23 protein-coding genes are annotated in these 22,236 nt (G+C 64.7%); 12 read left to right on the top strand and 11 right to left on the bottom strand.

Translation table 11 applies throughout. The features are described 5' to 3' along the window. Positions 1–59 precede the first annotated feature (59 nt). The 4 genes from CH302_RS03575 to CH302_RS03560 all read right to left on the bottom strand — a co-directional run bounded on the left by CH302_RS03575 (position 60) and on the right by CH302_RS03560 (position 3,254). On the bottom strand, positions 60–1,265 hold the full coding sequence (locus tag CH302_RS03575; RefSeq protein WP_037191583.1) for an NAD(P)-dependent malic enzyme: 1,206 nt from the start codon (positions 1,263–1,265) through the stop codon (positions 60–62). Positions 1,266–1,417: 152 nt separating this feature from the next. Continuing rightward, on the bottom strand, positions 1,418–1,810 hold the full coding sequence (locus CH302_RS03570; protein WP_255137323.1) for a hypothetical protein: 393 nt from the start codon (positions 1,808–1,810) through the stop codon (positions 1,418–1,420). Next, on the bottom strand, positions 1,807–2,421 hold the full coding sequence (locus CH302_RS03565) for a MarC family protein (RefSeq protein WP_037191581.1): 615 nt from the start codon (positions 2,419–2,421) through the stop codon (positions 1,807–1,809). Before CH302_RS03565 ends, CH302_RS03570 begins: the two co-directional genes overlap by 4 nt. Then, positions 2,418–3,254: a PHP domain-containing protein gene (locus tag CH302_RS03560; protein WP_037191700.1), complete on the bottom strand. Its 837-nt coding sequence runs from the start codon at positions 3,252–3,254 to the stop codon at positions 2,418–2,420. Before CH302_RS03560 ends, CH302_RS03565 begins: the two co-directional genes overlap by 4 nt. A gap of 57 nt (positions 3,255–3,311) precedes the next feature. Between CH302_RS03560 and CH302_RS03555 the strand changes: the two genes are divergently transcribed. Both CH302_RS03555 and CH302_RS03550 read left to right on the top strand, forming a co-directional pair. Further along, complete coding sequence (locus CH302_RS03555; protein WP_037191578.1) at positions 3,312–4,400, top strand: magnesium and cobalt transport protein CorA; 1,089 nt, start codon at positions 3,312–3,314, stop codon at positions 4,398–4,400. A gap of 138 nt (positions 4,401–4,538) precedes the next feature. Beyond that, positions 4,539–5,507: an esterase/lipase family protein gene (locus CH302_RS03550; RefSeq protein ID WP_037191698.1), complete on the top strand. Its 969-nt coding sequence runs from the start codon at positions 4,539–4,541 to the stop codon at positions 5,505–5,507. A 7-nt stretch (positions 5,508–5,514) separates the two neighbouring features. Here the strand turns inward: CH302_RS03550 and CH302_RS03545 are convergent, their stop codons facing one another. Further along, a complete protein-coding gene (locus CH302_RS03545) occupies positions 5,515–6,108 on the bottom strand; it encodes a suppressor of fused domain protein (protein WP_094649889.1) in 594 nt (197 codons plus the stop codon). Positions 6,109–6,178: 70 nt separating this feature from the next. Here CH302_RS03545 and CH302_RS03540 point away from each other — a divergent pair, with 70 nt between their 5' ends. The 4 genes from CH302_RS03540 to CH302_RS03525 all read left to right on the top strand — a co-directional run bounded on the left by CH302_RS03540 (position 6,179) and on the right by CH302_RS03525 (position 9,771). Next, positions 6,179–6,895: a metallophosphoesterase family protein gene (locus CH302_RS03540; RefSeq protein WP_037191692.1), complete on the top strand. Its 717-nt coding sequence runs from the start codon at positions 6,179–6,181 to the stop codon at positions 6,893–6,895. After that, positions 6,885–7,748 (top strand): hypothetical protein, encoded by an 864-nt coding sequence (locus tag CH302_RS03535; RefSeq protein ID WP_037191576.1) that lies wholly within the window; start codon positions 6,885–6,887, stop codon positions 7,746–7,748. The genes CH302_RS03540 and CH302_RS03535 overlap by 11 nt, the downstream gene beginning before the upstream one ends. A gap of 111 nt (positions 7,749–7,859) precedes the next feature. Then, entirely contained in the window at positions 7,860–9,314 is a 1,455-nt protein-coding gene (locus CH302_RS03530; protein WP_037191574.1) for an MFS transporter, read from the top strand. Between the two features lie 172 nt (positions 9,315–9,486). Beyond that, positions 9,487–9,771 carry a hypothetical protein gene (locus CH302_RS03525; protein WP_037191572.1) on the top strand — a complete coding sequence of 95 codons (285 nt, stop codon included), beginning with the start codon at positions 9,487–9,489 and terminating at the stop codon, positions 9,769–9,771. Between the two features lie 63 nt (positions 9,772–9,834). Here CH302_RS03525 and CH302_RS03520 read toward each other — a convergent pair whose 3' ends face one another. The 6 genes from CH302_RS03520 to CH302_RS03495 all read right to left on the bottom strand — a co-directional run bounded on the left by CH302_RS03520 (position 9,835) and on the right by CH302_RS03495 (position 15,823). Beyond that, complete coding sequence (locus CH302_RS03520) at positions 9,835–11,004, bottom strand: ABC transporter ATP-binding protein (protein ID WP_037191571.1); 1,170 nt, start codon at positions 11,002–11,004, stop codon at positions 9,835–9,837. Between the two features lie 5 nt (positions 11,005–11,009). Beyond that, entirely contained in the window at positions 11,010–11,843 is an 834-nt protein-coding gene (locus tag CH302_RS03515) for a carbohydrate ABC transporter permease (protein ID WP_032375916.1), read from the bottom strand. Next, a complete protein-coding gene (locus CH302_RS03510; protein WP_037191569.1) occupies positions 11,843–12,793 on the bottom strand; it encodes a carbohydrate ABC transporter permease in 951 nt (316 codons plus the stop codon). Before CH302_RS03510 ends, CH302_RS03515 begins: the two co-directional genes overlap by 1 nt. Beyond that, positions 12,790–14,112, bottom strand: a complete 1,323-nt coding sequence (locus CH302_RS03505; protein WP_037191566.1) for an ABC transporter substrate-binding protein — start codon at positions 14,110–14,112, stop codon at positions 12,790–12,792. The genes CH302_RS03510 and CH302_RS03505 overlap by 4 nt, the downstream gene beginning before the upstream one ends. Positions 14,113–14,307: 195 nt before the next feature. Then, positions 14,308–14,796: a general stress protein gene (locus CH302_RS03500; RefSeq protein ID WP_008714301.1), complete on the bottom strand. Its 489-nt coding sequence runs from the start codon at positions 14,794–14,796 to the stop codon at positions 14,308–14,310. Between the two features lie 70 nt (positions 14,797–14,866). Further along, positions 14,867–15,823 (bottom strand): HpcH/HpaI aldolase/citrate lyase family protein, encoded by a 957-nt coding sequence (locus CH302_RS03495; protein WP_037191690.1) that lies wholly within the window; start codon positions 15,821–15,823, stop codon positions 14,867–14,869. Positions 15,824–15,883: 60 nt separating this feature from the next. On the opposite strand from CH302_RS03495, the gene CH302_RS03490 reads away from it, so the two are divergent. The 6 genes from CH302_RS03490 (at position 15,884) to CH302_RS03465 (ending at position 22,234) form a co-directional block, all read left to right on the top strand. Then, positions 15,884–17,158 carry a magnesium transporter MgtE N-terminal domain-containing protein gene (locus tag CH302_RS03490; RefSeq protein ID WP_037191563.1) on the top strand — a complete coding sequence of 425 codons (1,275 nt, stop codon included), beginning with the start codon at positions 15,884–15,886 and terminating at the stop codon, positions 17,156–17,158. A gap of 20 nt (positions 17,159–17,178) precedes the next feature. Then, entirely contained in the window at positions 17,179–17,727 is a 549-nt protein-coding gene (locus CH302_RS03485) for a DUF1003 domain-containing protein (protein ID WP_052047740.1), read from the top strand. A 118-nt stretch (positions 17,728–17,845) separates the two neighbouring features. Next, entirely contained in the window at positions 17,846–18,718 is an 873-nt protein-coding gene (locus CH302_RS03480) for a lytic transglycosylase domain-containing protein (protein WP_037191558.1), read from the top strand. A 61-nt stretch (positions 18,719–18,779) separates the two neighbouring features. Beyond that, positions 18,780–19,916 (top strand): Mrp/NBP35 family ATP-binding protein, encoded by a 1,137-nt coding sequence (locus CH302_RS03475; RefSeq protein ID WP_037191557.1) that lies wholly within the window; start codon positions 18,780–18,782, stop codon positions 19,914–19,916. A gap of 90 nt (positions 19,917–20,006) precedes the next feature. Next, on the top strand, positions 20,007–21,464 hold the full coding sequence (locus CH302_RS03470) for an amino acid ABC transporter substrate-binding protein/permease (protein ID WP_037191556.1): 1,458 nt from the start codon (positions 20,007–20,009) through the stop codon (positions 21,462–21,464). After that, positions 21,461–22,234: an amino acid ABC transporter ATP-binding protein gene (locus CH302_RS03465; RefSeq protein ID WP_052047739.1), complete on the top strand. Its 774-nt coding sequence runs from the start codon at positions 21,461–21,463 to the stop codon at positions 22,232–22,234. Before CH302_RS03470 ends, CH302_RS03465 begins: the two co-directional genes overlap by 4 nt. Positions 22,235–22,236 lie beyond the last annotated feature (2 nt).

Raw genomic sequence — 22,236 nt, 5'->3', positions numbered from 1 at the left:
ACCGGCGAACCACAGGCCCGGGTGGGGGCCGGGTTCGCCGGTGTTTTCTTTCCGTTTTCCTACGCGACGCCCTCGGCTCGCGCTGCTGCCGCAACTGCGTCCGCAACGGCCGGGGCGACACGAGGATCGAGTGGGCTGGGCACGATTTTGTCCGCAGCCAACTCGTCGCCGAGAACCGAGAGGATTGCCTCGGCAGCGGCGAGCTTCATGCCTTCGGTGATGCGACGGGCACCTGCGTCGAGCGCGCCCTTGAACACACCGGGGAAGGCGAGAACATTGTTGATCTGGTTCGGGAAGTCACTGCGTCCGGTCGCGACGATGGCGGCGTACTTCCTCGCCACCTCCGGATGGATCTCCGGATCCGGGTTGGACAGCGCGAACACGATGGAGTCCGCGGCCATCGAAGCGATGTAGCTCTCGTCGATCCTGCCCGCGGACAGACCGAGGAACACGTCGGCTCCAGCCAGGGCGTCGGCGGCTCCGCCTGCCAGCGCACGGGGGTTGGTACGCGCAGCGAGATCGGTCTTGACGCCGGTGAGATCCAGGCGATCGGAGGAGACGATCCCCTTCGAGTCCAGCACTACCACGTCCCGGATGCCGGCCAGAAGGAGCATGTTGGCGCACGCCACACCTGCTGCCCCGGCTCCGGAGATGACGACCTTCAGTTCGGAAGTGTTGCGGCCCTGCACCTTCGCGGCCCCGTTGAGCGCGGCGAGGACGACAATTGCGGTGCCGTGTTGGTCGTCGTGCATGACCGGGCACTCGAGCGCCTCGATGACGCGGCGTTCGATCTCGAAACAGCGCGGCGCCGAGATGTCCTCGAGGTTGACGGCACCGAAGCTGTGGCGCAACCGCACGATGGTGTCGACGATCTCGTCGACGTCGTTGGTGTCGAGCACGATCGGGATGGAGTCGAGGCCCGCGAACTTCTTGAACAGTGCGGCCTTGCCCTCCATCACCGGCAACGACGCGCGAGGACCGATGTCGCCCAGGCCGAGCACTGCGGAGCCGTCGGAGATGACGGCGACGAGGCGATCGGTCCAGGTGTATCGCTTGGCCAGCGCGGGATCGGCGGCGATGGCGCGGCTGACCTGGGCCACTCCTGGGGTGTAGGCGATCGAGAGATCGCGCTGTGTGTCGAGCGGCGCTGCCAACTCGACCGACAGCTTGCCGCCGAGGTGCCCGGCGAAGATCTCCTCGGCGGTGATCGCTGCCGGCCCTGCCGGTGCGGTGTGTGTTGCTGCGGTGTCTTCGACTGCCGTCACGGTGAAAGCTCCTCGCACTGTCGACCTCGACCAGCAAGGCGACGAAATGTCAACGAAGTGAGTGGTGGAAATGAGGGCCGTCGGAGTGCGCCAGTGCTGGCTGCAAACTGCCGAGAGCGTGTCTCGCATGTGAGGCGGGTGTGCCTGCACGATCAGCGATGGGCTGTAGCCCTGTCGGTGCCCCAGTGTGCCACATCGCCACCCCACCTGACCACAGAGTCGAGAGCGGGCAGATTTATGCCACCACGGCTTCTACTGCCACCATTGTGTCCACAGGACGAGGCCGGTGACGACGAAGACCACGATCGCCCCGAGAACAGCCGAGAAACCGCGACGGTGATCGGCGATGCGCTGCGCTGCGCGAACACGGCCACGCCCGCGGCGACGATGTGCGCGGCGACCGAGACACCGCCCGGACCGGGGAAGCCGCGGGAGTGGCCCAGATACTGCGTGACGGCGACGCCGATGGCGAGCACCACCAGTCCCGCTGTGACGATGCCGCTGAGCCCGCGCAGGAATCGGAGCCCGTACGACGCCCCGGTCATCCGCCGGCCACGAATCCGCGAACCGAATCCGCGACCAACTGCACCGCGATGGCGGCGAGCAACAGACCTGCGATGCGCGCCAACAGCGAGATCCCGCCCTCCCCGAGGAGCCGGATCAGCGCCGTCGAGAATCGCAGCACCAGGAAGAACAGAACGTGAATGGTGATGATGCCCAACGCAATTGCCAGGAACGAACCGACGTCACCGTCGGCCTGACTGACGTAGACGATCACCGCGGCAATGGCACCGGGGCCGGCCATCAGCGGAGTCCCCAGCGGCACGAGTGCCACGTTCACGTCCTCCGCGGCGGTGTCGCCGCCCGCACCCTTTCCGGTGAGCAGCGACAACGCGATGAGCAGCAGCAGCAACCCGCCTGCGCCCTGCAGTGCCGGGATGCCGATGTGCAAGTAGCTCAGGATCGCCTGACCGCCGATCGCGAACACCGAGATGACGGTCAGCGAGACCGCGGGTGCCTGCCACGCGGCCTTGTTGCGTGCTTCTTTGCTCTTGCGGCCCACCAGTGACAGGAACACCGGGATCGCGCCCGGTGGGTCCATGATGACGAACAGGGTGATCAACACCGTCAGGTAGAGCGTCACGTCGAATGTCATGGGAGTGCCGCCGCAATCAGACGGTCGTATTGTTCTGGGGCCGTGGTGTATTCGCCCAGCTTCACCGTCTTGTTGGTGCCGTGGTAGTCCGAGGATCCGGTGACGATCAGGTCCAGTTCGGCGGCGAGATCGGCCATCACCGCGGTGTCCTGCGGCGAGTGGTCCATGTGGTGCACTTCCACTCCCCCGAGACCGCGCGCTGCAAGTTCGCGAATGTGATCGAGGTCGAGGATGCGACCGCGGGCACGAGCTCTGGCGTGCGCGAGCACACTGACACCGCCTGCCGCGGCGATCATGTCCACCGCGACCTCGAGGGGGGTGTCGACCTTCTCGACGTAGTACTTGCCGCTCGTCGCCAACGGACCGGCGAACGCGGCATCCATGTTCGGAACGTAGCCGGCGTCGATCAGCGCGCGGCCCAGGTGCGGTCGTCCGGCAGCGTCTCCGGCCGAGGCCAGCACCGCGTCGGGGTCGATGGGCAGACCGTCCGCCGCCATCTTCTGGGCAATGGCACGCAATCGAGTGACCCGCTCGCCGCGCAACCGAGCGCGCTCGCCCGCGAACGCCTCGTTCGCGGGATCGAACAGATACGCGAGCAGGTGCACCGGAACCGGCTCGCCGTCCTCGCCTCGCCCGGTGCAGGAAAGTTCCATGCCGCGCACGAGCGTGAGACCGGGCGGCAGTGCCGAGGCCGCTTCGTCCCACCCCGAGGTGGTGTCGTGGTCGGTCAGAGCCACCACCGACAGTCCTGCCTCGGCTGCGGCGTGGACCAGCTCGGTCGGGCTGTCGGTGCCGTCGGACGCCGTCGAGTGGGTGTGGAGATCGATGAGCACCTGCACAGTGTTCCAGGCCCACTCTCTCGTCGTTTTGCTGGCGTACGATTGCCCGCCATGCCGTCCCTTCCACCACGCCCGTCGCTGCCGTCACTGCATCGACGATCGGCCAAGGCCGGTCCCGAGCCGACACCGCGGATTCCGGTGCCCACGGCCCGCGCGATCGTCGACTGCGCGGTCTACGTCGACGGTGCTCGACTTCCCGGCAGATTCACTCACACCTCGGCCATCGCAGAGGTGCGTGCCCGCGGCGAGGGATTCGTGTGGGTCGGTCTGCACGCACCCGACGAGCACCAGATGAGCGCGATCGCCCAGTGCTACGGCCTGCACGAGCTGATGGTCGAGGACACCGTCCACGCCCATCAGCGGCCCAAGCTCGAGCGCTACGACGACGTCGCGTTCCTGGTGCTGCGCACGGTGAAGTACGTCGAGCACGAGTCGGTGACGACCGCCAACGAGATCGTCGAGAGCGGCGAGATCATGGTGATGGTCGGCCGTGACTTCGTCATCACCGTCCGGCACGGAGAGCATTCGGGGTTGGCCGGCGTGCGTCAGCGCCTCGAAGCGAACCCCGAACAACTCGCCCTCGGCCCGTCGGCGGTCCTGCACGCGGTGGCCGACCACGTCGTCGACGAGTACCTCGCGGTGACCGACTCGATCGAGCGAGACGTCGACGGCATGGAGGAGGAAGTGTTCTCGCCGCATCACCACGTGCCCATCGAGAACATCTACCTCCTCAAGCGGGAGGTCGTCGAGCTTCGCCGATCGGTGACGCCTCTGTCGACGCCATTAGCGCGTCTGGTGCAGGAGCCGAGCGTCCCGAAGGCCGTGCGACGGTATCTGCGCGACGTGCAGGACCACCACACGACGGTCGCCGAACGCATCTCCGAGTACGACGAGGTGCTCAGCTCACTGGTCGACGCGGCGCTGGCGCGAGTGACGATGCAGCAGAACCTGGACATGCGCAAGATCTCGTCGTGGGTGGCGATCGCCGCTGTGCCGACGATGGTCGCGGGCATCTACGGGATGAACTTCGACAACATGCCCGAGCTGCACTGGACGTACGGCTACCACTTGATGGTCGCGGTCGTGTTGTGCGTCTGTATCGGACTGTGGCGGACGTTCCACAAGAACAACTGGCTCTAGGAGCTGGGCCCGGTTGGACGATGTCCAACCGAATCGAGCGGTCGTTGGTGATTGTCCCGACTGCTTCCACGTGACGAACCCACCGGTTCGTCCCGGATGAGACTGCAGAAGTCCTGCAGTGTCATCCGGAAGGGATCGATGAGAATCCGCTCGCTGGTACTGGCTTCGGCCGTGGCCATGATCTTTTCGTACGCCCCAGGGGCCGCGTCGGCTCAGCCGGTTCTCGCAGATCCAGCCGGCCCGCCGCTGACCGTCGCGAAGGCCGATCTCGACGAGGCCCTCACCTGCACCACCGATCTGCACGACGCCACCCGCGATCCGGTCCTGCTCACACCGGCCTTCGCCACCGATCAGCAGTCCTTCGGCTGGAACTACCTGCAGTCACTGCCGGCCGAAGGGATACCGGTGTGCAGCCTCTCCCTTCCCGACGAGGGGTACGGCGACCTGCAGATCGCCGCCCAGTACGTGGTGCACGCAGTCCGCACCATGGCCGCCGACAGCGGTCGCCAGGTCGTCATGATGGGTCACCAACACGGTCCGCTGGACGAGCTCTGGGCGTTGACGTTCTGGCCGGACCTGCCCGCACTGGTGTCGGATTTCGTCTCGCTCGCCACCCCGTACAACGGCACCGACTCGGCGCGCTCGGGATGCGACGACTCGCAGGAGTGCCCGCCTGCGAACTGGCAGATCGCCACCGGATCGAAATTCCTCACCGCGCTGGCGGCGCGTCCGTTGCCCGCGGGACCCAGTTACACCTCGATCTTCACGACATTCGACCAATTGATCTACCCGCAACCGCACGCCAGCACTCTGGCCGGAGCCGCGAACATCGCCGTCCAGGACATCTGTCCGCTGCGGCCCGTCGAACACTTCAACATCATCGGCGACAACGTCGCCTTTCATCTCGTCCTCGACGCGCTCGACCACGACGGACCTGCTGTGCGCGAACGCATCTCGGACAACCTGTGTTTCAGCACCGCGATGCCGAACCTGCGCTACGACGCGCGTGCGGCGATCACCGGACTGAAGTATCTGGCCCAGGTACCTCGGCATCTGATCGACGATTCCGTCAGTGCCGAACCGGATTTGGCAACCTACGCGCGGTGAGTGGGCGTCAAAGACTGGCCGCGGACCGATTCGGATCGCGCACGTCGATCCCTGCCTCGGTCCAGGCCTCCCGCAGGGCTGCGGCACCGCGTAACCGCACCCACGCCGCCTCGGTACCGGTCAACGGCACTGCGGCGAGGAAACGAACCGGATTGTAGGGCTCGGGCAGCGTCAGATCGGCGATATCACTGACTCCGAGCAGCACCGCGGTGAACGGCGCGTTGGTCCACAGCGGCTCGCCCAGGTCCAGCAGCGCATCCTCGACGAGAACGACGCCCTCCACCGCGGGAGAGGCAGCGAGCACGGCCAGGGACTTGTGCACGCCCGACGCCACGCCTGCCCCACCGCGAAGGGTCAGCACCAGTTCGGCGCGGGGGCCGCGCGAGGGATCTGCGACGAGTTCGTTGGGATCGGCCATGGGGTGACGAGAGCAGCCGAGACTGACGTACCGGACCACGTCGGAGTCCGCGCCGAATCTCAGCACGTCCAGCGACTCGAGGCCGAGGAAGGTCACCGACGCCGACGACGGATTCTCCTCGCCGATCTCGGTCACCAGATGTGCGCGTACCGCTGCAATGACACTGTCGCTCACCTGACCCATCCAACACCACCGATGCCCGAGAAGTCCGTTCGGAGGTACCACCGCACCGGAGGTGGGTACCGTCGTACCCGTGGTCTCCGTTCTCGCAGTCGCCGACGAAACGATCGAATCCCTGTGGAGTCCGCAGGTGAAGTCGCTCGGAGTCGACCTGATTCTCGGCGCGGGCGACCTGCCGTTCGATTACCTCGAGTACCTCACCGACGCGTTGAACGCACCGTGCGTGTTCGTGCCGGGCAATCACGACGCGGACCTCACCGGCTACTCGGCCGGACGTGCAGGCTGGATGCGCGCCGGGCTGCCCGCCACCTGGCCCGGACCGGTCGGTGCCGTCAACGTCGACCGTCGCATCGTGTCCGCGGCAGGCGTACGGATCGCCGGTCTCGGCGGGTCCATCCGCTACAACGGTGGGCCCAATCAGTGGACCCAACGGCAGCAGCGACGGCGATCACGCACCCTGACCCGGACGTTCGCATGGCATCGCAACGTGCGCAAGGATCTTCGGCCCGTCGACATCCTGCTCACCCACAGTCCACCACTCGGCGTCGGCGACGACACCGACCCCGCGCACATCGGCTTCGACTGCCTGGACGAGGTGACGCGTCGACTGTCCCCACAGTTGTTGTTGCACGGCCATATTCATCCGCACGGTCACACCCCGGACGATCTGACCCTGCACGGCGCCACGGTGATCAACACCGTCGGCTACACCCTTCTCGAGATCGAACCGGGCGGCGAGAGAACGGATTTCGAGACACCGAAGATCGTGAGGCGCAGACATGGCACGTGACACCGGATTCCCGGCCGCCGATGCGGAGAACGACTTCACCCGCCAGCGCCGACGCGCCGACGTCGCACGTCTGGTCGGGTGGCTGCGTCGTCAACCCGACGACGTCAACACCATCCTGCCGTTCGACGAGGTCGTCGCGGCCCTCGGCAAGGTGGGCGAGCGTCACCTCGGCCTGCAGGTCATTCGCGTCGACACCATCGTCGGCAGCGTCGATCGCACACGCGACTTCGATCGTTTCTTCCGTCCGACATCGGCGCGCATCCGCGAACGTTGGCAGCGACTCGCGGCTGCTCAACGTCGCGGCGAAGCGATGCCGCCGATTCAGGTCTATCGCATCGGCGGAATGCACTTCGTCGTCGACGGCCATCACCGAGTCTCCATCGCGTTCGCCATGCACCGAACGTCGATCGACGCCGTCGTCACCGAGATCATCACCCGCATCTCCCCCGAAGGAATCACCCGACGTGGCGATCTGCTGATCAAGGATCACCGGCGCATCTTCCTCAGCCGAGTGCCGTTGGTGGGCAAGGCACGCGAGGCCGTTCAGGTGACCGATCCGTTCGATTACGCCCAGCTGAGCGAATCGGTGGAGGCATGGGGCTTCCGGTTGATGCAGGAGGTCGGTGAATTCGTCGACCGCGGTACCGTCGCGCGACGTTGGTTCGGTGAGGAGTACCTACCGGTGGTGCGCATGGTGCGCGCGGCGGAGATCCTCGAGGACCGCACCGACGCCGAGGCGTACCTCTGGATGAGCCGGGAGCGTTACCGCCTGGTGCGCGAACACGTCTGGAACGACGAGATCGTCAGCGAACTGCGGCAGAAGGCGCTGGGTAAGCCCACCCGTCCGCAGTAACCCCGTTCTCGTTTCCGTAGTCGACCGATGTCTGGTAACTACTTAGATGCGTTCAACATTTTTGTTCTCACGCGATTGTGCACTTCCATCACGTAACGAGGTAGTTCGTTCATGTCCACCCGCCGCATTCTGCTGCCCGGACTCTGTTTCGTCGTCATGACCCTCGCCGTCCTGCAGACGATGGTCGTACCCATCGTGGGAACCATCGGCACCCAGCTCGGGGTCAGCACCACCGCAGCCGGCTGGGTACTGACGGCAAACCTCCTCGCCGCGGTGATCGCCACTCCCGTGATCGGACGGCTCGCCGACCTGCACGGCAAGCGTCCCGTCCTGGTCGGTGTCCTGACCGTGGTGCTCGCCGGATCGATGCTGGCCGCCCTGACGGATTCACTGCTGTGGCTGCTCGTCGGTCGGGTGTTGCAAGGCGTCTCGTACGCCCTGTTCCCCATCGCACTGGCCGTACTGCGCGACGAGATGCCGCCCGCGAAACTGGTCGGGTCGATGGCAATCCTGTCCGGCACACTCGGTGTCGGCGGCGGGTTCGGACTGGTGTTGACCGGACTGCTGACCGCCAACGGTGCCGACTACCACCGCGTGTTCTGGCTCACTGTTGCGTTCGTCGTGGTCGCGCTCGCGATCGCCTGGTTCGGCGTTCCCTCGCGGCCGAGAACCAGCGGCGGCTCCGTCGACTGGTGGGGCGCTGCACTGCTCGCGGTGACTCTGCTTCTGCTGTTCCTCGCCCTGACCCAGGGCCGCACGTGGGGGTGGGGTTCGGTTGCCACCATCGGCTGCGCGGTCGTCGGTGTGCTGGTGGGAACCATCTGGTGGGTCTTCGAGAACCGCACCGACGAACCCCTCGTCGCACCCCGCATGCTCACCCACGGGCCGTTGCTCGCCACCAACGTCGCCACGCTCTTCGTCGGCGTCGGGATGTTCGTCAATTTTCTCGCGTGCTCGTTCTTCGTGCAGACCCCACGCGCCGTGGCAGGTTATGGCTTCACCGCCAACGTGCTCGAAGCGAGCGTCGTGTACCTCCTGCCCGGCGCGGCGGTGGGCGTGGTCGCGGCTGTCGTCAGTGGCCGTCTCATCCGGTCGTACGGACCTCGCCGGGTCCTGGTGGCGGGAGCTCTGATCGGTCTGATCGGGTTCGTGTTCGTCGCGCTCGCCCATGATCGGACCTGGCAACTGATCACCGCCGGTATCGTCATCAACCTGTTCGTCAGCCTCGCGTTCGCGGCCCTACCCAACCTGCTCATGGCCGAGGTCAGCGCAGCGGACACCGGAGTGGCGAACAGCGTCAACTCGATCGTGCGCACCGTCGGCACCTCGATCGCAAGTGCCACGCTGTCCACCGTGCTCGCCATGTTCACGATCGACGGAACGACCGTCGCCCGCGAAATCGTCTACACCGCGGCCTTCCTCACCGGTGCTGCAGCATGCGCCGTCGTCGCCCTTGCGGCCCTCGCCATCAAGAGCACCCCGCCGGATCGGGAATCGACCGTCGTTGCCGATTCCGAATCGACCGATGAGTCGGGGCCGAAGCTGGGAGCACTGCCAGGCGTCTGACGACAACCGACGACGACCGCACCGGTCCGACCAGGCCGGGAACAACGAAAACACCGGTCGTCGCCCTTGGGAGAACGCTCGTAATCTCCTGGGAGTCAGCCGTTTTCCCTGTCGCGGGCCCACCGTGTCGACCTAACGTCGGAGAAGTACGAACACCGACGAAAGGGAACACATGAACACCCGAAAGATTCTCACCCGCGCAGCAGTGACCGGGGCTCTGGTGGCCATTCCTCTGGTGGCGATGGCTGGCACCGCGTCGGCCGATCCGCTGTGGACCGATCGGGGCGACAACCACACCCGATACGACGACAACCGAAACGACCAACCGAACCAATTCGAGCTCCCCGAGCTGTTCCCCCAGGCACCGGCACCGCAGCTGCAGAACCCGGCACCGAACGTGGTGCCGTTCGACTTCTTCCAGGGCTACCAGCTGCCGAGCACCGGCTCTGCGTTCTGAGTGCTGCGCAGTGGTGTGGTCGAGTGCCCTCCAAGGCACTCGACCACACCACTGCCGTAGGCACTACAGCGTCAGGTTCGCACCCGAGGCCTGGTCGAACACCGAGATCTTCGCCGGGTCGAACCACAGTTCCACCTGACCACCCTCGGCGGCCTTGGATTCGGCGGCCAGACGTGCAACCACCTGTGCGCCACCGAGATCGGCGATACCCGCGTCCGCTGCGAGCTCCTGCAGCTCGCTGGATTCGACCCGCGCGCCCTTGAGCGTGAAGTAGACGTACTTGTCGCTACCCATCGACTCGAGTACGTCGACGGTGGCGGTGAAGGTGGCACCGCTCATCTTCTGGTAACCGTCGATCAGAGCCGCGTCCTCGAAGTGCTCGGGGCGGATGCCGACGACCACCTCGCGGCCCGGGTTCTTGGCCTTGATCGCATCCATCCGCTCGAGCGGGATGTCGATATCGCCCAACGCGGTCGAGACACCGTTCGAGGTGAGCTGTCCGGGAACGAAGTTCATCGAGGGCGATCCGATGAAGCCGCCCACGAACAGGTTTCGCGGCTTGTCGTAGAGCTCCTGCGGAGAACCGATCTGCTGCACCAACCCGCCGCGCAGCACCACGACGCGATCGCCGAGGGTCATGGCCTCGGTCTGGTCGTGCGTGACGTACACGGTGGTGGTGCCGAGCCGCTTCTGCAGGCGCGAGATCTCGGCGCGAGTCTGCACGCGCAACTTCGCGTCGAGGTTGGACAGCGGCTCGTCCATCAGGAACGCCTTGGGTGTACGAACGATGGCGCGGCCCATGGCAACTCGCTGACGCTGACCACCGGAGAGATTCGCCGGCTTGCGGTCGAGATGCTGGCTGAGGTCGAGGATCTTGGCTGCCTCCTCGACCTTGCTGTTGATCTCCGACTTCGAGAGCTTCGCGAGCGTCAGCGGGAAGGCGATGTTCTGACGCACCGTCATGTGCGGATACAGCGCGTACGACTGGAACACCATCGCGATGTCGCGATCCTTCGGCGCCTTCTCGTTGACGCGCTCCCCCGCGATGCGCAGCTCGCCGGACGAGATGTCCTCGAGACCGGCGATCATGTTGAGGGTCGTGGACTTTCCGCAGCCGGACGGGCCGACGAGGATGATGAACTCGCCGTCGGCGATGGTGATGTCGACGTCGCTGACGGCAGCCGCGCCGTCGGGGTAGAGCTTGGTGACTTTGTCGAGAACGATTTCGGCCATGACGGTTATCCCTTCACTGCGCCGGACGTCAAGCCCGCCACGATACGTCGTTGGAAGAAGAGCACAAAAATGATGATCGGGATCGTGATGACGACTGCTGCCGCCGCGATCGACCCCGTGGGCTCCTCGAACTGAGAGCTACCGGTGAACTGCGAGATGGCCGCCGGGACGGTGACCGAACGTTCCGTTGCCGTCAACGAGATGGCGAGCAGCAGGTCGTTCCAGGCGAAGATGAACACCAGAATGGCGGCGGTGACGATGCCGGGGGCGGCCAGCGGGGCGATGACCTTGCGGAACGCCTGTGCGGGCGTCGCGCCGTCCATCTTCGCTGCCTTTTCGAGCTCCCACGGGATCTCGCGGAAGAACGCCGACAGGGTGTAGATCGCCAACGGCAACGCGAAGGTGATGTACGGAATGATCAGTCCCGGCCAGGTGTCGAACAGTCCCAGCGAGCGGGAGATGTCGAACAGCGGTGTCACCAGCGAGATCTGGGGGAACATCGCGATGAGCAGTGCTGCACCGACCAGAGCCTTCTTTCCCGGAAAGTCCAGGCGAGCAACGGCATACGCGGCCATCGTGCCGATCACCACGGCGATCACGGTGGTGATCAGTCCGATACCGATCGAGTTCACCAAAGCCGAGGTGAACTGATTGGTCGAGAAGATGCCCTTGTAGTTGTCGAAGGTGATCGAACGCGGAATGAAGTTGCCGTCGGCGATGGTGGCCGTCGACTTGAACGAGAGGCTGATGATCCACAGCAGTGGAACCAGTGCGTAGAGCAGGACGAGGACGTTGACGACCGTCCAACCGACCTTCTTGCGAGGCGTAACAGTGGTCATTACTTGCGGCCTCCGTCGTCGGATCCCGGTGCCGATGCACCGAACAGCTTGATGAACACGAACGCGATGATCGCGACGCAGAAGAAGATCAGAATGCTGATCGCCGACCCGAGTCCGAGGTTGAACGCACCGAACAGGTTGTTGTAACCGAGAATCGAGACCGATCCGGTTTCGTTGCTGCCTCGGGTGAGCACGTAGATGTTGTCGAAGATGCGGAACGCGTCGAGGGTGCGGAAGAGCACCGCGACGAGAATCGCCGGCTTCATCAACGGAATCGTGATGCGCATCAGCCTGGTCCAAGCACCTGCTCCGTCGACCTCGGCCGCCTTGAGCAGATCGTCGGGCACCAGAGCCAGGCCCGCCAGCAACAGCAGTGCCATGAACGGCGTGGTCTTCCAGACCTCGGCCAACACCACGATCGCCAGTGACGGGAACTGCTCGGTGAGCGGAGCACTACCGTCGGGCAGCAGATTGGCGAGATAGCCCGTGCCGGGGGTCCACGCGTAGTACCAGCTGTACGCGGCGGCGACGGTCACGATGCCGTACGGGATGAGCACCACGGTGCGCACGAGTCCACGACCGAAGATGGTGCGGTGCATGACCAGAGCCACCGCCAGGCCGAGGATGAACTCGATGATCACCGAGATGATCGTGATGCCTGCCGTCACGCTGAACGCCGTCCACCAGTAGCCGTCGGACAGCACGGTCACGTAGTTGGAGAGGCCGACGAATTCACGATCCTCGGGGAACGCGAGGTTGTACTTCTGCAGGCTGAGCCAGAACGCGTAGATGATCGGATACCCGGTGACCGCGATCATCAGCAGGGCGGCAGGTGCGATGAGCATCAGCCCGAGGCGACGTTCGGCCTTCTTGCCGTCGGAGACGTTCTTCAGAGCCGCCTGCTTGTCGACCGGCTGCGATGCGGGCTGTGACTCGGTGGTGGCGCTCATGGAATCAACCCTTCGGAATTGACGGCCTTGGAGACCAGGTCTGCGAGCTTGTCCACGTCGGCCACCGGATCGATGTTCTGGGGCGGGTTGAGCGCATCGGTGAGCAGAATCGAAATACTCTGGTAGGCAGGCGAAACGGGTCGCACTGCCGCCGATTCGATGGAACCGAGCACGCCTTCCCATGCGGGGTAGGAGGCCTGGAACTCCGGATCGGAGTACAGAGACTTCAGCACCGGCGGCACACCACCGTTGATGGCGTTGTTGCGCTGGTTCTCCTCGTTGGTGAGGCACTCGACGGCCTCCCAGGCGAGGTCCTCGTGCTGAGTGGTCTTCGCGACGCCGATGTTGAATCCACCGATGGTGACCTTCGCGGGCTCGCCCGGGTTCACCTCCGGATACGGCGCGCTACGGAAGACCTCGGCGATCCGCGCATCCTGCTGATCGGCTGGCACGTTCGCGAGGTCGAGGAACGAGACGGCACCGGCGATGGCGTTCTCCTTCAGACCGGGCAGCACGAACGGGTAGTTGACCTGGAAGGCCATCCGTCCCGATTCCATGCCGAGGCGGGCAGTTGCCTCGTCGCTCTGGGAGACCGACGGATCGCGGCCGTCGGCCGTGGCCACTCGCTTGATGATCTCGAGGGCCTTCTCGGTGGCCGCGCGATGCTCGGGAGTGTCGTTCAGCGTTACCGTCGTTCCGTCCTCGGCGACGACCGAACCACCCGCACTCTCGAGCAGCGAGTTGAACCACACCATGAAGCCCTCGTACTGCTTGGCCTGAACGCCGATCTGGCCTGGCTTACCCTCGGCCGCGTTGGCCTCGGCCACGTCGATCAGCTGATCCCAGGTCTGCGGCGGTACCCCGTCCGGCACCTCGTCGGGCCGGTACCAGAGCAACTGGGTGTTGGAGTTGAGCGGAACCGCGTACAGCTGGTCCTGCCATTCCGCCGTCGCCAGTGGGCCTTCGAGGGTGGAGCCGTCGCGGAGCTTCGCGGACAGGTCGTCGGGTACCGGCAATGCCCATCCGGCCTCGGCGAATTCGGCCGTCCACACCACGTCGAGTGTCATCAGATCCAGCGTCCTGTCGTTGCCGGCGAGACGCCGGGCGAGCTGGAGACGCTGATCGTTCGCGCTCTTGGGCAGAGTTCGCTGCTCCACGCGGTAGCGGCCGTTCGAGGCGTCCGAACACACCTGTGCCGCAGCGGCGTACTGCTCTGCGCCGTCTGCGGCAGTGTAGAAACTCAGAACCGGAACCGAACTGTCGGACGAACCACACGCTGCGAGCAACGGACTCGTCACCAGAGCCGCTGCCGCCAACACCCCTATTCTCGTCGCTCTTCCACGCCTACGACCACGATGTCTCGGCACTTTCCGCCTCCGTACGTTCAATTACTCGCGCAGCACACTGTGTGGGACTGCCGTGCACGAAAGAAACGTAACCGAACTCACTGGCATAGAGGGCGATTTGGGGCTATTCCGTTACCTGTCGGTTGCCTGGTCGTCCACCAGGTGTGATCAGATCGACAGTTTGGCGAGCAGGTCGCGTGCTTTCTCTGCCGTTCGAGGCTCGCAGAGGACGTCGTAGCGACCCGCCACCAACTGCATGCTCGACGCGAAATCGCGCTGTCCCTTGGTGGCCGCATACGGAATGGAGGCCGAGATCAGGCCGAAGATGATGCCACCGCCGACGCCGATGAGCAGCGCTCCGAAGATGTTCTCACTGAAGATTCCGAGGACCAGACCGAGGAACACACCCAGCCATGCACCCGAAACGATGCCTCCACCAATCACTTTGGGCCACGTGAGGCGGCCGAGGACGCGCTCGACCTGCATCAGATCGACGCCGACGATCGTGACGTCCTGTACCGAGAACTCCTCGTCGGACAGGTAGTCGACGGCGCGCTGTGCCTCGGCATAGGTGGGGTAGGAACCGATCGGCCAACCGGAAGGCGGCGTCGGCAGTCCCTGCCCTGGGCGGCCCGACTGCGAGAGGGGATTAGTCATGACTCCATTGTGCCCCGAAACGGACAACCGGCACACCCGTTGTAGCGGTTCACAGCAGGTTGACGGTCGGTCAGGACGTGGGCGGCACGAAGGCGGTCGTACGCGTCATTCCTGCCGCCCGGCCCTTCGCCGAGACGACGAGCGCCATCTTGCGGCTCGCCTCGTCGATCATCTCGTCGCCCAACATCACTGCGCCGCGTCCGCCGCCGGCCGCGGACGTGTGGAACTCATACGCGTCGAGGATCATCTCGGCCTTGTCGTAGTCGGCCTGACGCGGCGCGAAGATTTCGTTGGCCGCCTCGATCTGCGTCGGATGCAGCACCCACTTGCCGTCGAAACCGAGGCCTGCCGTGCGGCCGGCCGCCCGGCGGAAAGCGTCGAGATCGCGAATTTGCAGATAGGGACCGTCGATCGCCTGCAGACCGTGTGTCCTGGCGGCGAGAAGAATGGTCATCAGAATGTGGTGATAGGCGTCGCCGGTGTCGTATCCGACCGGCTGCTCGCCGACGACCAGAGTGCGCATGTTGACGCTGGCCATCAGATCAGCGGGACCGAACACCAGGGTTTGCACCCGCGGGCTCGCAGTCGCGATCTCGTCGATGTTGCGCAGACTGCGGGCGCTCTCGATCTGCGGTTCGATCCCGATCGCACCGACGTCGAGTCCGTGCTCTTTCTCGACCTGGGTGAGCAGCAGATCCAGTGCCTGCACGTGCGCGGCGCACTCCACCTTCGGCAGCAGGATGGCGTCGAGAGTGCGGCCGGCACCCGACACGACGTCGATGACGTCGCCGTACGTCCACTGCGTCGTCCAGTCGTTGACACGAACGACCTTGATCTGGTCGCCCCAGCCATCGGAATTGAGTGCGTCGACGATGCGCGCGCGGGCCTCGACCTTCGCGATGGGCGCAACGGCATCTTCGAGATCGAGAAAGATCGCGTCCGCCGGTAGACCCTTGGCCTTGGCGATCATCTTGTCCGAACTGCCCGGAACGGCCAACACCGATCGCCGCGGGCCCGAAGTATTCACGACGAGCACAACCCCTGTCTGATTCACCCTCTGTATTGCGAAGCCTCTAACCTTGCCATCATGGCAGCACTGAGCAAGGTATTCGCGGCCAGGCTCGCCGGCCTGGGTGTCCTGGGCCCCGACGGCGAATCGATCGGACGGGTCCGTGACGTGGTGATCTCGATGCGCGTCGGTAGAGCGCAACCGAGAGTGCTCGGCCTCGTGGTCGAATTGGCAACTCGGCGAAGAATTTTCGTGCCGATGCTCAGAGTCACCAGCATCGAACCGAACTCGGTCCAGCTCACGACCGGGAACGTCAGTCTGCGGCGATTCACTCAGCGCGCGAACGAGATTCTCGTGTTCGCGCAGATTCTCGACTCCAAGGTGCGCGTCGACGACCCCGAGCTCGACGAGCTGCACGACGTCGATTCCATCGTCGTCGACCTCGGCATCGAACTCACCCGAACTCGCGACTGGGTGGTCGCACGGGTTGCGGTACGCAAGCAACGGCAACGGCTCGCGCGCCGTGGTGCGATCCACGTCGTGGACTGGCAGCACGTGCAGGGGCTCACTCAGAACGAATTGTCGATGCCCGATCAAGGTGTCGCACAGCTTCTCATGCAGTTCGAGGATCTACGCGCGGCCGACGTCGCCAACGCGATGCGTGAGCTCCCCGTCAAACGTCGTATGGAGGTGGCGCGGGCGTTGGACGACGAACGTCTCGCCGACGTCGTCCAGGAACTGCCCGACGACGACCAGGTGGAAATGATGCATTACCTCGGCGTCGATCGCGGTGCCGATCTGCTCGAGGCCATGGACCCCGACGATGCCGCCGACCTCCTCGGCGAGCTGCCCGAGACCGAAGCGGAATCGCTTCTGCGACTGATGGATCCGGAGGACTCGGCACCGGTCCGCCGTCTGCTCGAGCACTCCCCCGACACCGCAGGCGGTCTGATGACCCCCGAACCCGTCGTACTCACCGCATCGACGACGGTGGCCGAGGCACTCGCCCGGGTGCGCAACCCCGACCTGACGCCCGCGCTGGCCTCGCTCGTGTTCGTGGTGCGGCCACCGACGGCCACCCCCACCGGCCCGTATCTCGGCTGCGTACATCTGCAGCAATTGCTTCGAGAACCGCCGGCGAGTCTGGTCGGCGGCGTGGTGGACAGCGCGCTGCCGCGGTTGTCCCCCGAGGACAGCCTCACCGCCGTGACGCGGTACTTCGCGACGTACAACCTCGTCTGCGGCCCGGTGGTCGACGACGAGGATCACCTGGTCGGGGCCGTGACCGTGGACGACGTCCTCGATCACCTGCTGCCCGAGGACTGGCGAGATCAGGAAGTGGCCGGACAGTGAAAGAAACAGCACGCCAGAGAATGGACACTCCGCGCGGGTCGCGGATGTTCAACGTCAATCTCGACTTCGACCTCGGCAAGTCGGGCGAGAAGGCCGCGAGATTCCTCGGTACCGGCCGCTACCTGGCAATCCAGACGGGCATCGTGATCGTTTGGATCTTCCTCAACGTCGTGGCCGTCAACCTCCGGTGGGACCCGTATCCCTTCATCCTGCTCAACCTCGCGTTCTCGACCCAGGCCGCGTACGCGGCTCCGCTGATTCTGCTGGCCCAGAATCGGCAGGACGACCGAGACCGAGTCTCGCTCGAAGAGGACCGTTCTCGCGCACAACAGACGAAGGCCGACACCGAGTTCCTCGCTCGCGAACTCGCAGCGCTGCGCATCGCCGTCGGAGAAGTCGCCACCCGCGACTATCTGCGCCGCGAACTGGACGAGGTGAAGGCACTCCTCGAACAGGCGACGGGACAGCCGGTCGCAACTCCGAAGAAGTCACGCAAGAAGGCAGCCGGCCGGGTGCCGGAGGACGCATCGGGCCCGGATACGGCGACATTCGACCCCGAAGCGCACTAGACCCTTCCTCCGCTGATAACAGCCCGGTAACGGAACAGTCTCGAATCAGGTACCCTCGACCCCGGTCATCAGGTCGGGCCCCGGTTGTCATCCGGGGAAATCAGGAGGTACAGCACGCGTGGGTCGTCACAGAAAAGCATCGACTTCCAAGGTCCGACGGAATTCGGTGATTGCTCTGGCAGGTCTCGTCCCCGCAGGACTCGTCACCGCCGCCACCAGCGCCGGAGCCACGGAATACATCCCTTTCGTCAGTGCGAAAACCTCGCCTGCAGCGCAGGAATCCAACTCGGTGGTCGAGACCCCGCAGCCGATCGCCCAGGAGCAGCAGGCGCAACCGGTGGCCCAGGCCGAGCTTCCGGTACCCGCTGCGGTCCCGGCACCCGCCCCGGTCCCCGAGATTCCGCCCACACCCGAGCTGCCCACCAACCTCGCGGTCAGCCCCATCGCGATTCCGGTCGTCAACGTCTCGGCCTACAAGAACGCCGAGCGCATCCTGGCCCAGCAGCAGCCCGGCTGCGGCATCAGCTGGACCGTCATCGCCGGCATCGGCCGTGTCGAATCCACCCACGCCAACAACGGCAAGGTCGACGACTCGGGCGAGCTGCACGAGCCCATCCTCGGTCCACGCCTGAACGGCACCCTCGCGGGCAACCAGGTGATTCGCGACACCGACGGTGGAGCACTCGACGGCGACACCGAATACGACCGCGCAGTCGGACCCATGCAGTTCCTGCCCTCGACGTGGAACCTCTACCACGCGGACGGCAACGGAGACGGCGTCTCCGACCCGCAGAACCTCTACGACGCGGCCCTGGCCACCGGCATGTACCTGTGCGACGACGGCACCGACATGCGCGACCTCGGATCGACCACCAAGGCGATCCTGCGCTACAACAACTCGATGGCCTACGTGGCGAACGTGCTCGCATGGTCGGCCGGATACGCCACCGGCATCGTCCCGACGTCGGACCAGCTCCCGCGCATTCACTGATCGGGTGTCCGCGCCCGCCCTGCTGTCCATCGGGAGTCGGCCCACCGCCTAGCATGAGGCAATGGCTGTATTGACCGAATCCGACGTTCGGACCGCGCTCTCGAAGGTGATCGACCCCGAGATCCGCAAACCCATCACCGATCTGGGGATGGTCAAGAGCATCGACATCTCCGACGACGGAGCCGTCGGCGTCGGCATCTACCTCACCACCTCCGGTTGTCCGATGAAGACCGAGATCAGCGACCGCGTCAAGAACGCCGTCGCCGACGTCGCAGGCGTCGGCACCGTATCGGTCGAACTCGACGTGATGAACGACGAGCAGCGCACCGAACTCCGCAAGTCACTGCGCGGCGATTCCACAGAGCCGATCATTCCCTTCGCGCAACCCGGATCCCTGACGCGCGTGTACGCGGTGGCGTCGGGCAAGGGCGGAGTCGGCAAGTCCAGCGTGACGGTCAATCTCGCCGCATCGCTGACCGCTCGCGGTTTGTCGGTCGGCGTGCTCGACGCCGACATCTACGGTCACTCCGTACCTCGCATGCTCGGCAACGACGCACGACCGACCCAGGTCGAGAAGATGATCATGCCGCCGCAGGCACACGGCGTGAAGTTCATCTCGATCGCGCAGTTCACGCAGGGCAACACCCCGGTCGTGTGGCGTGGACCGATGCTGCACCGCGCGCTGCAGCAATTCCTGGCCGACGTCTTCTGGGGCGATCTGGACGTACTGCTGCTCGACCTTCCGCCCGGCACCGGAGACGTGGCGATCTCTGTCGCTCAGCTCATCCCGAGCGCGGAAATCCTCGTGGTCACCACCCCGCAGCAGGCCGCGGCCGAGGTCGCCGAGCGCGCGGGTGCGATTGCACTGCAGACTCGGCAGCGCGTGGCAGGCGTCGTGGAGAACATGTCGTGGCTCGAACTGCCCGACGGCACCCGCATGGACATCTTCGGATCCGGTGGCGGACAGGACGTATCGGACAGATTGACCAAGGCAGTGGGTGCCAGCGTTCCCCTTCTCGGCCAGATTCCGCTCGACACCGCCGTCCGAGAGGGCGGCGACGCCGGGACGCCTATCGTGCTGAGCAACCCGGAATCGCCTGCGGCACAAGCCTTGGAGGCGGTAGCTGCGAAGTTGGCAGTCCGCGAACGTGGATTGGTCGGAATGTCACTCGGCATCGATTCGGCGCGCAAACTGTAAGTCGCGCTTATACCCGACAAACGACGCGGGAAACAGGGTTGGGGCCTTAGGATTTGCCTTCAATCCTACTGTCGATAGAGAGTGGCCTTCATGAAGAAGCCGCATCGGGTCAGGCCGGTCGTCGTTCCGGTTCTGATCGCACTGCTGATCACCCTGTTGGGATCGCTGCTCGGTCCCGCCATGGCATCCGCACAACCCGCCCCGCCTGCACAGAACTATTCGATCGCGACCGACACCACGTTCGCACCCTTCGAATTCCAGGACGAGAGCGGCAAACTCGTCGGAATCGACATGGACCTACTCGCCGCGATCTCGGTGGATCAAGGCTTCGACTACACCGTCGAGCAGGTCGGTTTCGATACCGCACTCCAGGGCGTCACCAGCGGCCAGTTCAACGGAATGATCGCCGGCATGTCGATCACCGACGAACGCAAGGCCACCTTCGACTTCTCCGAGCCGTACTTCGATTCCGGTGTCCAGATGGCGATTCTGGATTCCAACGACGACATCACCGGCTACGAGGATCTGCGCGGCAAGTCCGTCGCGGTCAAGAACGGCACCGAGGGCGCGACCTTCGCCGCGTCGATCGCAGACCAGTACGGCTTCACCATTCGCAGCTTCGACGACTCCGCCACGATGTTCGAGGAAGTGCGCACCGGCAACTCGGCGGCCGCCTTCGAGGACTACCCCGTGCTCGCCTACGGCATCACCCAGGGCAACGGATTCAAGACCGTCACCGAGAAGGAAGCCGGTGCCAGTTACGGATTCGCGGTCGCCAAGGGCACCAACGCCCAGTTGCTCGACCAGTTCAACACCGGACTCGAGAACCTGCGCGCCAACGGCCAGTACGACCAGATTCTCGACACCTACCTCAACGCCGATGCCTCCACCGCCGACACGTCCATCCCCGGTCTGATCGCCAGCAGCTGGCAGTTGCTGCTCAAAGGCCTGTGGCTGACCATCGTGTTGACCGTCATTTCCATCGCCATCGCGTTGGTGCTCGGCGGGATCTTCGGTCTGTTCCGCGTCTCCACCAACATCGTGCTCCGCGGCATCGGCACCACCTACGTCGACATCTTCCGTGGCACACCGCTTCTGGTGCAGGCATTCTTCATCTACTTCGGTGTACCCGCGGCGCTGAACTTCCAGATGTCGGCGTTCACCGCAGGCATCATCACGCTCTCGCTCAACGCCGGTGCCTACATGGCCGAGATCGTCCGCGGCGGCATCCTCGCCGTCGACAAGGGACAGATGGAGGCCTCCCGCAGCCTCGGCATCAGCTACCTCAAGTCGATGCGAAAAGTGGTGATGCCACAGGCAATTCGCACGATGATCCCGTCGTACATCAATCAGTTCGTCATCACGCTCAAGGACACGTCACTGCTCTCGGTCATCGGCCTCGCCGAACTGACCCAGACGGGTCGTCTGATCATCGCCCGCAACTTCGAGTCGTTCAACATGTGGCTCATCGTCGGCGTTCTGTACTTCATCATCATCATGGCTCTCACCAAGCTGTCGAACCGGCTCGAGAAGAGGATCAACAAATGAGCACCGAACTGACCAAGGACCTGCCGGTCGACAGCGGTTCCGGAACCAAGATCTCCATCAAGGGCCTGCAGAAGGCCTTCGGCGACAACACGGTTCTCAAGGGCATCGACGCCGAGATCGCCAACGGTGAAGTGGTGTGCGTCATCGGGCCGTCCGGCTCCGGCAAGAGCACGTTCCTGCGTTGCCTCAACAAGCTCGAAGACATCACCGCCGGATCGGTCGTCGTCGACGGCACCGACCTCACGGCCAAGAACGTCGACCTGGACAAGGTGCGCCAGAACATCGGCATGGTGTTCCAGCACTTCAACCTCTTCCCACACATGACCGCCCTCGAGAACGTCATGCTCGCGCCCGTCGAGACCAAGAAGATGTCGAAGTCGCAGGCCAAGGATTCGGCCGTGAAGTTGCTCGAACAAGTGGGCCTGTCCGAGCGTGCGGACTACAAGCCGGCCAACCTCTCCGGCGGGCAGAAGCAGCGCGTCGCCATCGCCCGGGCACTGGCCATGAGCCCGTCGATCATGCTGTTCGACGAGGCCACCAGCGCACTCGACCCAGAAATGGTGGGCGAAGTACTGCAGGTGCTGCGCGACCTCGCCAAGGGCGGCATGACGATGGTCGTAGTCACCCACGAGATGGGCTTCGCCCGTGAAGTCGCGGATCGTGTGATCTTCATGGCCGAGGGCGTCATCGTCGAGGAAGGCACCCCCGACGAGTTGTTCGGAAACCCACAGAACCCACGTACTCAGGACTTCCTGAACAAGGTTCTCTAGCC

The sequence above is a fragment of the Rhodococcus sp. 15-2388-1-1a genome, assembly GCF_002259145.1.
GTDB lineage: Bacteria > Actinomycetota > Actinomycetes > Mycobacteriales > Mycobacteriaceae > Rhodococcoides.
Note: the sequence above shows the minus strand (reverse complement) of the source record. Positions and strands in the feature narration are given on the sequence as shown.

Coding starts and splice junctions, on each gene's coding strand:
- CH302_RS03570 (WP_255137323.1), bottom strand. CDS start 1,810: ATGACCGGGGCGTCGTACGGGCTCCGATTCCTGCGCGGGCTCAGCGGC.
- CH302_RS03565 (WP_037191581.1), bottom strand. CDS start 2,421: ATGACATTCGACGTGACGCTCTACCTGACGGTGTTGATCACCCTGTTC.
- CH302_RS03555 (WP_037191578.1), top strand. CDS start 3,312: ATGCCGTCCCTTCCACCACGCCCGTCGCTGCCGTCACTGCATCGACGA.
- CH302_RS03550 (WP_037191698.1), top strand. CDS start 4,539: ATGAGAATCCGCTCGCTGGTACTGGCTTCGGCCGTGGCCATGATCTTT.
- CH302_RS03545 (WP_094649889.1), bottom strand. CDS start 6,108: ATGGGTCAGGTGAGCGACAGTGTCATTGCAGCGGTACGCGCACATCTG.
- CH302_RS03535 (WP_037191576.1), top strand. CDS start 6,885: ATGGCACGTGACACCGGATTCCCGGCCGCCGATGCGGAGAACGACTTC.
- CH302_RS03530 (WP_037191574.1), top strand. CDS start 7,860: ATGTCCACCCGCCGCATTCTGCTGCCCGGACTCTGTTTCGTCGTCATG.
- CH302_RS03525 (WP_037191572.1), top strand. CDS start 9,487: ATGAACACCCGAAAGATTCTCACCCGCGCAGCAGTGACCGGGGCTCTG.
- CH302_RS03520 (WP_037191571.1), bottom strand. CDS start 11,004: ATGGCCGAAATCGTTCTCGACAAAGTCACCAAGCTCTACCCCGACGGC.
- CH302_RS03515 (WP_032375916.1), bottom strand. CDS start 11,843: ATGACCACTGTTACGCCTCGCAAGAAGGTCGGTTGGACGGTCGTCAAC.
- CH302_RS03510 (WP_037191569.1), bottom strand. CDS start 12,793: ATGAGCGCCACCACCGAGTCACAGCCCGCATCGCAGCCGGTCGACAAG.
- CH302_RS03500 (WP_008714301.1), bottom strand. CDS start 14,796: ATGACTAATCCCCTCTCGCAGTCGGGCCGCCCAGGGCAGGGACTGCCG.
- CH302_RS03490 (WP_037191563.1), top strand. CDS start 15,884: ATGGCAGCACTGAGCAAGGTATTCGCGGCCAGGCTCGCCGGCCTGGGT.
- CH302_RS03485 (WP_052047740.1), top strand. CDS start 17,179: ATGGACACTCCGCGCGGGTCGCGGATGTTCAACGTCAATCTCGACTTC.
- CH302_RS03475 (WP_037191557.1), top strand. CDS start 18,780: ATGGCTGTATTGACCGAATCCGACGTTCGGACCGCGCTCTCGAAGGTG.
- CH302_RS03470 (WP_037191556.1), top strand. CDS start 20,007: ATGAAGAAGCCGCATCGGGTCAGGCCGGTCGTCGTTCCGGTTCTGATC.
- CH302_RS03465 (WP_052047739.1), top strand. CDS start 21,461: ATGAGCACCGAACTGACCAAGGACCTGCCGGTCGACAGCGGTTCCGGA.